The 12637-nt window shown below is 66.8% G+C and carries 12 protein-coding genes; 7 read left to right on the forward strand and 5 right to left on the reverse strand.

What is annotated here, in order from left to right; translation table 11 throughout:
* Positions 1-2 precede the first annotated feature (2 nt).
* Both JTJ31_RS18515 and yghU read right to left on the reverse strand, forming a co-directional pair.
* Positions 3-1211, reverse strand: coding sequence for an MFS transporter (locus JTJ31_RS18515; protein ID WP_207540211.1), 1209 nt, complete (start codon positions 1209-1211; stop codon positions 3-5).
* Between the two features lie 145 nt (positions 1212-1356).
* Positions 1357-2232, reverse strand: coding sequence for a glutathione-dependent disulfide-bond oxidoreductase (yghU, locus tag JTJ31_RS18520; protein WP_207540212.1), 876 nt, complete (start codon positions 2230-2232; stop codon positions 1357-1359).
* Between the two features lie 112 nt (positions 2233-2344).
* Between yghU and JTJ31_RS18525 the strand changes: the two genes are divergently transcribed.
* From JTJ31_RS18525 to JTJ31_RS18535, 3 genes are all read left to right on the forward strand, one after another.
* A complete protein-coding gene (locus JTJ31_RS18525) occupies positions 2345-2620 on the forward strand; it encodes a hypothetical protein (RefSeq protein ID WP_207540213.1) in 276 nt (91 codons plus the stop codon).
* A gap of 96 nt (positions 2621-2716) precedes the next feature.
* Positions 2717-4711: a BCCT family transporter gene (locus tag JTJ31_RS18530; protein WP_207540214.1), complete on the forward strand. Its 1995-nt coding sequence runs from the start codon at positions 2717-2719 to the stop codon at positions 4709-4711.
* A gap of 40 nt (positions 4712-4751) precedes the next feature.
* On the forward strand, positions 4752-5768 hold the full coding sequence (locus JTJ31_RS18535) for an MBL fold metallo-hydrolase (protein ID WP_207540215.1): 1017 nt from the start codon (positions 4752-4754) through the stop codon (positions 5766-5768).
* Positions 5769-5784: 16 nt separating this feature from the next.
* Here JTJ31_RS18535 and JTJ31_RS18540 read toward each other — a convergent pair whose 3' ends face one another.
* Together JTJ31_RS18540 and JTJ31_RS18545 are read right to left on the reverse strand one after the other, a co-directional pair.
* Positions 5785-6762 carry a Bug family tripartite tricarboxylate transporter substrate binding protein gene (locus tag JTJ31_RS18540; RefSeq protein ID WP_207540216.1) on the reverse strand — a complete coding sequence of 326 codons (978 nt, stop codon included), beginning with the start codon at positions 6760-6762 and terminating at the stop codon, positions 5785-5787.
* A gap of 155 nt (positions 6763-6917) precedes the next feature.
* On the reverse strand, positions 6918-7367 hold the full coding sequence (locus JTJ31_RS18545) for a GNAT family N-acetyltransferase (protein WP_207540217.1): 450 nt from the start codon (positions 7365-7367) through the stop codon (positions 6918-6920).
* A gap of 113 nt (positions 7368-7480) precedes the next feature.
* On the opposite strand from JTJ31_RS18545, the gene JTJ31_RS18550 reads away from it, so the two are divergent.
* Together JTJ31_RS18550 and JTJ31_RS18555 are read left to right on the forward strand one after the other, a co-directional pair.
* A complete protein-coding gene (locus JTJ31_RS18550) occupies positions 7481-8449 on the forward strand; it encodes a Bug family tripartite tricarboxylate transporter substrate binding protein (protein ID WP_207540218.1) in 969 nt (322 codons plus the stop codon).
* A gap of 77 nt (positions 8450-8526) precedes the next feature.
* The gene (locus tag JTJ31_RS18555) at positions 8527-8901 is read left to right on the forward strand and encodes a hypothetical protein (RefSeq protein WP_207540219.1); all 375 of its coding nucleotides are present in this window, start codon (positions 8527-8529) and stop codon (positions 8899-8901) included.
* 27 nt (positions 8902-8928) lie between these two features.
* On the opposite strand, the gene JTJ31_RS18560 is transcribed toward JTJ31_RS18555, so the two are convergent.
* Positions 8929-9432, reverse strand: coding sequence for a PilZ domain-containing protein (locus tag JTJ31_RS18560; protein ID WP_207540220.1), 504 nt, complete (start codon positions 9430-9432; stop codon positions 8929-8931).
* Positions 9433-11238: 1806 nt separating this feature from the next.
* Here JTJ31_RS18560 and JTJ31_RS18565 point away from each other — a divergent pair.
* Complete coding sequence (locus JTJ31_RS18565; RefSeq protein WP_207540221.1) at positions 11239-11883, forward strand: PEP-CTERM sorting domain-containing protein; 645 nt, start codon at positions 11239-11241, stop codon at positions 11881-11883.
* 67 nt (positions 11884-11950) lie between these two features.
* Complete coding sequence (locus JTJ31_RS18570) at positions 11951-12637, forward strand: PEP-CTERM sorting domain-containing protein (RefSeq protein ID WP_207540205.1); 687 nt, start codon at positions 11951-11953, stop codon at positions 12635-12637.

The following is a 12637-nucleotide window of genomic DNA, read 5'->3' on the forward strand; positions in this document are numbered from 1 at the left end:
AGTCAGGGTGGGTTCATGCCGCGTGTTTCCGGCATGATCCACCAGAACAGGATGCCGCCCAGCGCGGCGACGCTCGCCAGGGCCAGGAAGGTGGGGTCGTATCCCAGCCAGACCACCATCTGCCCGGCCAGCCCCGCGCTGAGCACGCCGCCCACCCCATGCACCGTGCCCACCACGCCCTGAGCGGCCGCGAAATGCCCGCTTCCTCGCGTCAGATCCGCGACCACCACGGGGAAGAGCGCACCGATCAGCCCCGCGCCGATCCCGTCCAGCAACTGCACGGCGATCAGCCAGGCCGCGTTGTCGGAGAGCGTGTACAGCACGCCGCGCAGCGCGAGGGCCACGAAGGCGGCCAGCAGCAGCGGGCGTCGCCCCCAAAGATCCGCCCGCGCCCCGGCCAGTGCCGCGACCGGCACCATGACGGCCTGCGCCGCGATGGCCGAGGCCGCAGTAAGGGTGATGCCCTGGCCCAGATTTCCGAGCGCAAGCTTCTGCGAGACGAGGCCCAGCATCGAGGCATTGGCCAGGTGGAACAGGGCGCCACAGATCGCGAAGGCCAGGAGCGGCCGCGATTCCAACAGCAAAGCCCATGCCGAGCGGCCGGGCGCGGCGACCTCGCCGGAATGGAGGCCGCGCGCGACGGAATGGTCGATGGCGCGCGCCGGAACCGCGGCTGCGGCCACCACGCTGGCCACCATGGTGAAGCCCATGCTCCAGAACAGCACCGGGCTGCCGAAGAAGGGGGCGGTGATCAGGATCGCGACGCAGATCGCCCCGTCGCCCAGATGGAAGAGGGACTCGTTGCGCCCGGCCCGCCGCGCGAAGCGCTCCGGCCCCACGACGCCGAGCGAGATGGCGGAAAGTGTCGGCCCGATCGTGACGCCTGCCAGCGCCCCGACCACCCCGGCCAGCGCCACCGGCCAGAAGCTTGGGAAGAGGGGGATGACCAGGCAGGTCGCCGTCACGAGGCACACCGCGCCGGCGATAAGGGCCCGCTTCGCCCGCACCGCGTCCACGAGTGAGCCCATGGGTGCCTGGGAAATTAGCCCGGTCAGCCCGCCGATCGAGAGCGCGGTGCCGATGCTTCCGGCGTCCCAGCCATGTTCGGTCAGGAGATAGACGCCGAGAAATGCACCGAGCCCATAGCGCGCGTCGGAGATGAAGAAGCTCAGCGCATCCAGTGCGCGTTCGGAGCGCGCCCTCAGATCCATTCCCGCCATCCCTGCGGAGGCCGGTCGATGTGGGTGATGACGCGGGGCCAGCGGCGCGTACACATGCTGAGCGTATCAATGCACGCCGGGCCCTGAAGGTCGTCACCGCCCGGCCACCAGAGGCGGGGCGGCCCCGGAGCGACGCCTAGCCTCCGGGAGCCAGCTTGTCCTGCGTCTTCGTGTCGAAGTCGCTGGCGTCATGCCGTTCCCAGAGCTGGCTCGCAGGGTCGCCCTGGGTCCGGTTGACGATGCGGCCGCGCTTCACCGCCGGACGCTCCCCGATCGCATCCGCCCAGCGCACCACGTTCCTGTAGGACTGCGCATCCAGGAACTCCGCCGCGCCATAGAGCCAGCCCTTCACCAGCCCGCCATACCAGGGCCAGATCGCCATGTCCGCGATGGTGTATTCCGGGCCCGCCACGTATTCGGACTCGGCCAGGCGGCGGTCGAGCACGTCCAGTTGCCGCTTCGTTTCCATGGCGAAGCGGTCGATCGGATACTCCATCTTCGAGGGGGCGTAGGCGTAGAAATGGCCGAAGCCGCCGCCGAGATAGGGGGCGCTGCCCATCTGCCAGAACAGCCAGGACAAGCACTCCGCCCGCGCGGCGCCCTCGCGCGGCAGGAAGGCGCCGAATTTCTCCGCCAGGTAGAGGAGAATAGCGCCGGATTCGAACACCCGCACGGGCGAAGCCCCGCTGCGATCTAGCAGGGCAGGGATCTTCGAGTTCGGGTTCACCGCGACAAAGCCGCTGCCGAATTGCTGCCCCTCGCCGATGCGGATCAGCCAGGCGTCGTACTCGGCACCCTCATGGCCCAGCGCGAGAAGCTCCTCCAGCATCACCGTGACCTTCTGGCCGTTCGGCGTGCCCTGCGAATAGAGCTGGAGCGGGTGCCGCCCGACCGGAAGTTCCTTCTCGTGGGTCGGGCCGGCGATGGGGCGGTTGATGTTGGCGAAGTGGCCGCCATTCGCCTTGTTCCAGCTCCAGACCTTTGGCGGGGTGTAGTCGGACGCTTGGCTCATGCAGAACTCCAGGGACAAGGGGTCGGGCCGCTCCCGTGCGGGCAGCCGCGCCAGGATATGGTGCGGTGCGCGGGGCGGACATCACCGGACCGGCACCGGAAGGAAGCAGGACATGAAAGTGCATGAACTGAAAGACCGCTCCAGCCCGGAAGGCCTGCCGCCGCTCCTCGCGGCGCTGTGGTGGGACGCGCGAGGCGACTGGCAGAAGGCCCATGGCCTCGCCCAGTCGGTCGGGAGCGCGGAGGGTGCCTGGGTCCATGCCTATCTGCACCGCAGGGAGGGCGACCTCCCGAATGCCGATTACTGGTACCGGCGGGCGGGGCGCGTGAGGCCTGCCACCTCGCTGGAAGTGGAGTGGGCCGAGATCGTGCAGGGCCTCTCCTCCTAACCTTCGCGCCAAGGCAAGCCTGCCATCCGGAGACGCAGTCCGAACCCGAACCCTTTGCCGCGCGTTGGCAGCCACTCCGGCAATGAAAGGGCGCGCATGCTCACCACGTCGCAGGCCGCGCGGGAGAATGGCTCGGGCAAAGGGGCGGGACCGGTCTTCTTGGCATCGGCCGTGCTGGTCGTTGCGATCGTCGTCTGCGGCGCCCTGGCCCCGGAGGCGGTCGGCCGGTTCTCCACCGCCCTGCAGGCCTGGATCATGGACCGGCTCGGCTGGTTCTACATGCTGTCCGTCGCGATCTTCCTGTTCTTCGTGCTCTTCCTTGCGATCAGCCGCCACGGCCTGGTGAAGCTCGGCCCCAACCATTCCGAGCCCGATTTCAGCTATGGCTCCTGGTTCGCCATGCTGTTCAGCGCGGGGATGGGCATCGGCCTCGTCTTCTTCGGCGTGGCGGAGCCGGTGATGCACTTCACGACGCCGCCGGTGGGCGAGGGGGGCACGATCGAGGCTGCCCGTGCGGCGATGCGGATCACCTTCTTCCATTGGGGCGTACATGCCTGGGCGATCTACGCCGTGGTCGGTTTGTCCCTGGCCTACTTCGGCTTCCGCCACGGCATGCCGCTCACCGTCCGCTCGGCCTTCTTTCCCTTGATCGGCGAGCGTATCCACGGGCCGATCGGGCAGGCCATCGACGTCTTCGCCGTGCTCGGCACGGTGTTCGGGGTCGCCACCTCGCTCGGCCTCGGGGTGCTTCAGGTCAATGCCGGACTCGCCCACCTTGTCGGATTGCCTGAGGGGCTGACCACCCAGGTGGTGCTCATTGTGGTGATCACCGGCATGGCGACGGTGTCGGTGTTTCTCGGCCTCGATGCCGGGATCCGGCGGCTCAGCCTGCTTAACATCATGCTGGCGGGCGCCATGCTGCTCTTCGTGAGCGTGGCGGGGCCGACTGTCTTTCTCCTGAAGGCGCTGGTGCAGAACACGGGCGGCTACATCGACGACTTCGTCAACCGCACCTTCCTGCTCTACGCCTATGAGCCGAACAACTGGATCGCCGACTGGACGCTGTTCTACTGGGCCTGGTGGATCTCCTGGTCGCCCTTCGTCGGGATGTTCATCGCCCGCATCTCGCGCGGGCGCACCATCCGCGAATTCGTGATCGGCGTGCTGTTCGTGCCGACCGGCTTCACGCTGGTCTGGATGACCGCCTTCGGGAACACCGCGCTCTGGCTGCAGCTTTCGGGCAGCACCCTTGCGGTTTCCGAAGCGGTGTCGCGGAGCGTGCCGGTCGCCCTCTTCATCTTCCTGGAGCAGTTTCCCTTCGCCACCTTCACTTCTGCCCTCGCCACGCTGCTGGTGGTGACCTTCTTCGTCACCTCCGCAGACTCAGGGGCGCTGGTGGTGGATACGATCACATCCGGCGGCGCGGAGGACGCGCCGGCCTGGCGGCGCGTCTTCTGGGCCGTGCTCACCGGCGCGGTGGCGGCGGTGCTGCTCTTCGCGGGCGGGCTGAGGAGCCTGCAGACCGCGACCATCGCCAGCGCGCTGCCCTTCGCGGTTGTCATGCTGGCGATGTGCTACGGGCTGCTGCGAGCGCTCCGCCTCGAAGCGCTGCGGGCGACGATCATGCAGGCGGCGCCGGCCGCGACAGGCGACACGGACAGGTCGTGGCAGAGGCAGCTTCACATCATCCTCCACTACCCCACTCAGGCCGAGGTCCAGGGGTTCCTGGCCGGCGTCGCGGCACCCGCGCTGGAGGCCGTGTGCCGCGAGCTTGGCAATCGCGGGGTGGAGGCGACGTTGCTGCGCGACGAGGACCGCATCCGCCTCATCGCGATGCCCGGCGGGCCGGAGGAGTTCCGCTACGGCATCCGCGTCCGCGGATTCACCATCCCGAGCTTCGCCTATTTCGAGCGTGGCCCGGCAGCGGAGAAGGAGCGGCGGCGCTACTTTCGGGCCGAGGTGTTCCTGCGCGAAGGCGGCCAGGATTACGACGTGATGGGTTATTCGCGCGACGGGCTGATCGCAGACGTGCTTGCCCAGTACGAGCGGCACCTGAACTTCCTGCACGCGGCGGGGCGCGCCTCGGGTTGAGGGGCGGTAGCGGCGCTGGGTCCTGCTGCGTCTGGACGTCATGAGGCCGACGCTCCATCCGCGCCTGCTGAACGGCCGGACTGGCGACCCGGCGCTCTATGTGGAGGCGCTGCACCGGACGGAGGCGATACTGCTGGACTGCGGCGAGCTTTCCGCGCTTTCGCCGCGGCACCTTCTGCGGGTGGGCGCCCTGGCGGTGTCGCATGCGCACATGGATCATTGGGCGGGATTCGACCGCTTGCTCCGGCTGCTGATCGGCCGGGAGAAGGTGCTGCCCGTGGTGGGGCCGCAGGGCTTTGCGCGGCGCCTGTTCCATCGCCTTCAGGCCTATACGTGGAACCTTGTGGATCGCATTCCGGCCGATCTCTGCTTCGAGGTGACGGAGATCACCCCGGCGGAGCAATGGGCGCGGGTACGGCTTCGCCTCCATCGGGGCTTCGAATGGGAGGACCTCCCTCCTCAGGAAGCGAAGCCGGACGGCACGGTGCTGCCGCTCGGTCCCTTGCGCCTGCGCGCGGCGGTGCTGGACCACGGCACACCCTGCCTGGGCTTCGCCATTGAGGAGATGGCCCATCTGAACATCTGGCGCACCGGGCTCGACGCCTTGGGTCTTCCCACCGGGCCATGGCTGGATGGACTCAAGGAAGCGGTCATCTCGGGGCGACCGGATGACCATCCAGTTCCCGTCTATTCCCGTCGCTCGGAGGCCGCCGCGGCGCTAAGCCGGCCCCTGGCGGAATTGCGAGAGCTGGTCCGGGAGACGCCTGGGCAGCGCCTCGTCTACCTCACGGATTTCGCCGACACCCCCGCCAACCGTGATGCCGCCATCGCCCTCGCGCGGGACGCGGACAACCTTTTCATCGAGGCGCCTTTCGCCGCCGCCGATGCCGCAGTCGCCCTGGACCGCAGGCACCTGACCACGCAGGCCGCAGGCGAGATCGCGCGCGGGGCAAAGGTGCGCCGCGTCGAGCCGTTTCACTTCTCGCCACGCTATCTCGGCCAGGAGGCGCAGCTTCTCGCAGAGGTGGAGGCGGCTTCAGGGCTGGAGATTCCCTGAAGCGCCTTGCGCCGCCTCAGCTCATGCTGATACCCGCGGCGCGGATGACCGGCTCCCACCGCGTCACCTCGGCCTGCAGCACGGCTGCCATCTCGGCTGGGGTGCTGGCTGCGTAATCCGCGCCCAGCGGCTCAAGCTTCGCCCGGGCAGCGGGGTCGTTCAGCGCATCCCGGATGTCGGCCGAGATCCGCGCGACCAGCTCCGGCGGCGTGCCGGCCCTCACCGCGACCGCATTCCAGGACTGCGCCTCGTAGCCCGGCAAGGTCTCCGCCACCGTAGCGACCTCGGGCAGGTTTGCGTTGCGCCCGGCGCCAGTCATCGCGATCGCGTGGACGCGGCCGGAGCGGATATGGGGCAGGGAGGTCGGCAGCTGGTCGAACATCAGCTCGATATGCCCGGCGAGCTGGTCCGCGACTGCCGCCGCAAGCCCGCGATACGGGACGTGGATGAGGTCCAGGCCGGTCCGCATCCGCAGCATCTCGCCCATCATATGCGACCCTGATCCGATCCCCGGGGAGCCGTAGCGCAGCGGCTCGCGACGGGCGCGCGCCTCGGTGATGAATTCCTGCAGGTTCTGCGCCTTCAGCGCGCTGTTCACCGTCATGACGTGGTCCGTGGTGAAGACCATGGAGACAGGGGTGAGGTCGCGCTGCGGATCGTAGGGAAGCCTGGAGTTGAGCAGCGGTCCCGTCGCGAGGGGGAAGGCCGGGGCGATGAGCCAAGTCTGCCCGTCCGGGGCGGAGCGAGCGACGAACTCGCCCGCGACCCCGCCGCTCGCGCCTGGGCGGTTCTCCACCACGATGGGCGTTGCATAGCGCCGGGACAGGAACTCGGCGATCACGCGCGCTGAGGCATCGGTTGCGCCACCGGGCACGAAGGGAACCACGAAGCGGATGGGCCGGCTCGGCCAGCTGCTCGCACGGGCGGGAGGGTGGAGCAGGGCGGGAAGGCCGAGGGCGCCGGCGACCAGCGCGCGCCGCTTGAAGAATGGCATCGTCGAAACTCCTGTGCGGAACCCCTTCGGCCCTTGGCATGGCCAGACCCGATCGGGGTTTCGTTGAACTTCGACTGGCATTCCCGTTGGCGCCTCTCGGCGGACGCCTGCCGGACCCTATTCACCTCCGTCCTGCACGACAAGCGCCCGGCCCGTCACCCCTGCTTGCGCAGCGACCGGGTGAAGCGCCCCCGTGCCTCGCTGAAGCCGGTGGCAAGGCAGAATTCGCGCAGGGAGGGTTCCTCCAGCCCCGCCAGCACCTCCAGATTTCCGCAGCCGGCGCTTCGCGCGGCCTGCGACGCGGCCTTGATCAGCAGCCTTCCGATGCCGCGCCGCCGCTCCTCCACGCCGACCAGCAAGGTGGTGACCTGCGCAGTGGGGCGCGCATCGCCGAGTGTCGGATACCAGTGCAGCACCACCAGGCCACTCGGCGGACCCCATTGCACCGCGATGAGCACCGTGCCCGCGGCTTGCCGCAGCACGCCCAGTCGTTCGGTCAGGTCACGTTCGGGAATTGCGTCTCCCGCGCTTTCAAGAAGTTCGGCCAACCCGGCGGCGTCCCCCGGCGTGGCAGTGCGGATTTCCAGGCCATGGCGTGACGTCACGGGTTCAATCCATCGTTGCAGGCCGTGCAGGGAAGGGCCACAGCTTGCCATGCGGCGCGGTCCCGTGCCTCTTCCCGGCACGGACCAACGAGGTTCAGGGAGCAACGCCCATCATGTCCACCCGACGTCATCTCCTGGCTGCCGGCGCGGCGGCCCTGGCCACCTCGGCGCCGCGCGGCGCTTCCGCCCAATCCTGGCCCACGCGCCCGATCCGCCTGATCGTGGCCTTTGCACCGGGTGGCTTCACCGACATCGCGGCGCGCCTACTGGCGGAGCGGCTCGGCGCCGCGCTGGGCCAGCCCGTCACGGTGGATAATCGCGCCGGTGCGGCGGGCATCATCGGCACCGAGGCGGCGGCACGGAGTGCGGCGGACGGGTACACGCTGCTGATGGGAACCATCAGCACGCAGGCGATGAATGTCGGTCTCTACCGGACGCTCCCGTACGATCCGGTGGCCGATTTCGCTCCTGTCTCCGGCGTCGCCACCAGCCCGAATCTGCTGGTCGCGCATCCGTCGAAAGGCATCGGTGACGTTGCCGCGCTCATCGCGCGGGCTCGGGCCGAGCCGGGCGTGCTCACCTATGGTTCCGGTGGGAACGGCACCTCCAGCCACCTCGCGGGGGAGTTGTTCAAGTCGCTCGCGCGCGTGGACCTTCTGCACGTGCCGTTCCGCAGCACGGCGCCTGCCGCCACCGCCCTCGTCGCGGGGCAGGTGGATGTGATGTTCGACACGCTTCCCTCCGCGCTGCCGCATGCGCGGGAAGGGCGGCTGCGTGCACTTGGCGTCACCTCCGCGCAGCGCCTTCCGGGCCTGCCCGACATCCCAGCCGTGGCGGAGACGGTGGCGGGTTTCGAGATGGGAGTCTGGACCGGGCTCTTCGTCCCCGCCAGCACGCCCGCACCCATCGTCGAGCGTCTGAACGCCGCGACGCAGGAGGCGCTGCCGCATCTCGCGCCGCGCTTCGCCGAACTCGGCCTGCAGCCCTTCGCGGCCGGGCCCGCGGAGCTTGCGGCCCATCTGCGCCGCGAGATCGGCAAGTGGATGGAGGTGATCCGCGCCGCACCCATCACGGCGGATTGAGACGGCACCGGGCTCACCGCGCGATGTGACATGCCGGACCGGCGCGCGTTGAACGGGAAAGAGCCACGGAGCCAGCCATGCAGGTCGCGGACGCCTTGCATTTCCTGATCGAGGACCTCATCGAAGACGCGCGCCTCCGCCATCTGCGAAAGCCTGATCAACTGGCGCTGGAAGCCGCCACCGACGCGGCGCAGGCCCTGCGGCACGCACTCCGTTCGCCGCAGGGGACATTGCCCCGCGCCGCCCTGGAGGAACTTCTGAACGACACGCGCGCGCAGACCAGGAAAGCCCTGGAAAGCGGCGACGTATCGGGCTGGTATTGGCTGTCGCGCGAGGCGCACACCGCCTGGATCATCGAGGTGGTGAGCGTGATCCTGATCAAGGCCGGCGAGGCGCCGATCCTTGAGCCAAGGCGCTGCGCCGGCGAGGCCCTGCTGGCGCTGTTCGACTGAGTGGGACTGCGACCCTAGCGGCTATCCTTACTCATCGCAGGCTTCAAGGGCGCTCCGCAGGTTCTGGCAGGCTTCCTCCAGCACCTTGACCGCCCTTGCGACACGCACCCGACGCTCTGGCGAAGCATCGGCCAGGCGTCCTGGGTCCCCCTGCGACAGCAGGCGGCTCAACTCCGAGACCGCATCCGATCTCTCGGGCGACGGGCCGTCGCCGGGAAGATCCTCGCCCTCCTTAATGAACTCCAGCCCGATCTCACGATCCCTCGCCCATCGGAGGGCGGCATTATGGGAAGAGTTGTCGTGCAGGACGATGACGAGCCTCTTCGGGATGTCCGTCGCACTGCCGACATTCACGCGTGCGCCCCTGGAGGAAAAGTCGAGAAGCACGCAGTCCAGGCTGGTGTTGCCGAACTTGATCCTAGCGTTCCTGATCGTCCTGATCCGGACGGCGTTGCGCCGGTTCGTAACACCTGCAGAGGCGTTCTTGTATTTGGGCAGGCTTCCCATACCGTTGCCCTCACTCGCAGCCATCAACCGCTTCCCTTTTGGCCCTGTCACTGGGGAAAGAAATTTCCGCTCCGGCATCGGGAGCAGATTCTTCCGTGCTTGGCAAAATAATCTTGGTCATGTTCTCAAGCGGTTAACTTGCCTCGCTCGGCGGCGGCTGACCGAGCGCGGTTGCTGCGCGCCCACAACAGCCAAGCCACCAACCATCGCCCTGTGAAGCCTCGCCCCATTTGCCACAATCGTGCCGCAATACGCCACAATTGCGCCACATTCGGGCCTGGAGTAGAGTTGCCGCTCGAAGGACAACCTCCTCTGTTCGAGGGCTGCGGAGCCTTCAGGAGCGCCGCATGGTCGACGATCTGTCGCCGGGCAACGAGCCGGTTCACCCTGATCAGGGCGATGGTGAAGTTTGGGACCTGACAGTCGGGATCACCACCAACCGCTACCTGGGACCCCCTGATTTACGGTTGATCGAGGGTGGTGCGTCGGGGCCGAGCACTGCCCGACGTGGCCGGCACGCGCTATCCCTGGTCGTCGCGGCTGCTGAGGAAGCGCCAGTCAGAGGACGTGGGTGTCCCTGTCCTGCGTGTGAGGCTGCGCGCCTTCGGCCTTAGCGGTGCGTCGGCTCCTCGCAGGCTATTCGCGTCGATCTGCAAAGTGTGACGCCATCCATGTTGAAGGCCCCACCCTGCCGCCTTCACGGCGACGGGATGGGGCCCTGGTCACTGAGAATGTCAAACCTGTGGAGAGCAATAGTTCGGTAGTGATCCAAGAACACATGTCCTTGCATATGGTTTCGCTAAGGCTAGCCAAAGAGCATCTGCTTTGAAGCAGAAGCGGTCATGCAACGGACTCCCTCATTCATACAGTCCCGCTCGGCTCAGGTTTGAATGCATGCGTATTGTTGTTCATGCGGCCGTAGGGACATCGGTCTGGCCAAGAATTGCGTGAAGTCGTTCCGACAGCCCGACACGAACCACGAGGGATGACGAGCAAAGACGAATAGTGAGGAGTGACAAAGGCAAGGAGTAGGGCCGAGGTATTGGGGATGCTGTAGCTCGACGATTGGCTTTTGCGGCCGCCGCCTCACCCTTTTCATCACTTTGTCTAATAGAAAAGGCGTGTCTGCCTTGGCAGACACGCCCTTCCCGATGCCCATTACCGAAACCTCGCCAGATAAGGTGAAGACAAAAGCCTCTTGCAGCACGCCCACCGAACCGGCATCTTAGAGTGTCTCCAATTCTGGGAGACAATTTAGAATCTGCAAACTTGGCCCCCGTTGCCTTTAAAGTGGCGGGGGCTCTTTGTCCTGATGCGGTCCCTCGCTGAAGCCCCGGTCGTACCGGAGTGGCGCGTCGGAACAGGAAATGCCTGCATCAACCTAGTACTTCCGCCGTAACGCATTGTGCGGAATAAGGTTTCGCTGCTCCGGGCTAGCTGGGTTGGCTGACTCCGTCAGGGGCCGCCCCTCGGCACAAGGGAGGCTGTGCTGCCTTGCTTCGGCTTACTGATGGCGGGAGCCATATGGGGGCAAGGCGACAACCTTATACGTCCCATGCGTGCCAAGGCGACCGAGATGACGCAGATCGGACAGGGCGAACCAGCCCTCCTCTCCTTCTGTATGCTGCAAGAGGACCGGTTACGCGGTGCTCCGCAAAAGTTGCGGAAGAATTAGATTTTTTTGTCGGCCTATTTGACAGAATGTAAATCGGATAAAAAATTAGATTTGTACCCCACTGTTATTGTAAGAAAAAAAATATTGGCACGGCTCTTGCTTCTCAGGAATGCCGAACCCGCGTTCGGCCGACGGAGAGACAAGAGAGAGCAATGATGAAAAAGAATCCACTTCTTGCTGCCACTGCCCTCGCCTGCGGCTTGGCCTTTGCGGCTCCGGCCAGCGCCACCCTGACGCTGCAGTCTGGATTGGTCGGCGGCTCGGGCGACGTGGACAACGTCATCTTCAACGCCTGCGGAACGGCCGGAACCGGCAACCCGGTGCAGGGCTGCCTCAACACCTCGCACACCACCCTGGTGAACTTCAGCAGCAACGAGACGCTGAACATCAGTGGTGGCGGCCAAGCCACCATCAGCGCGCAGGACGGCACGTTCAACACCATCAGCATCGCCCTCGATGACACGTCGCTGGGCTTCGGCAAGCTCCAGTTCAACCTGGACGCCACCGCCAACGGCACGGCCAACTTCCAGGCCATCGACCAGTTCGGCAACGTGTTCAACTTCAACAACGTCGCGCTGAACGGCAACGGCAACAACTTCTTCACGCTCGGGTCACTGGATGGCCAGGTGGCGGTGAGCTTCACCCTGGTCTCGACCGTCGGCATCTCGCTCATCAGTGATCTTGAGCAGGTCCGCCTGGGCGCCACCGAGATCTCGACGCCCGTGCCTGCGCCGGCTGGTCTTGCCCTGATGGGCCTCGGCCTGCTCGGTCTCGGCATGGTGCGCCGGAAGACCGCCTGATCGTCTTCACCCGAGTGTGACGGGCCTATGGCCTGTCACACGACCTCAACGGACAGGAGAACCTCCTATGAAGAAGCTAGCGTTACTGGCGACGACGGCCGCCTTTGTTGGCCTGAGCGCCATTGCCCAGGCAGCGCCGACGACGATCATCACCTGGGCCCAGAACGCGACGGGCAACACCATCACCGCCAACTCCATTGGCGGCCTCACGACGACGCTGACCGGGACGGATGTCGCGATCACGATCTCGGGCTACGCGGGCGCCGCCCCCACCCCCATCACCGCCTACCTGAACCTGAGCGCGAGCAGCACGGGCAATGCGGTCTCGGTTTTCGGGACCGACATCCTTCAGCCCTTCGCCGGCAGCTTCACCATCACTTCCGGCTTGGGCGGCACCGGCACCAACTACCTGTCGGGCACCTTTGCCGACATCGCCCTGGCCGGTTCGCGCCTGGGAGGGCCCGATGGGGGCTTCCAAGCCAGCCTAGTCGCGACCGATCCGCCGGGTTCCGTGACCTTCACCTCCTCCCTGATCCCCGCCTCCAGCCTTGGGGACCCGTCTTCGATCGGCTTCACCTTCACGGCGCTGTCTCAGGCGCTCAGCATCTGCGGCTCGACGATCTGCCACTTCACGGCGAGCGTCAGCGGCAATGCGAGCGCCTCCGAGGTCGCCGTGCCGGCGCCGGCTGGCCTCGCCCTGCTGGGTCTTGGCCTGTTCGGCCTCGCGGCGGTCCGGCGTCAGGTCGCTGCCTGA

The organism is Sabulicella rubraurantiaca (assembly GCF_017355885.1).
Lineage (GTDB): Bacteria > Pseudomonadota > Alphaproteobacteria > Acetobacterales > Acetobacteraceae > Roseococcus > Roseococcus rubraurantiacus.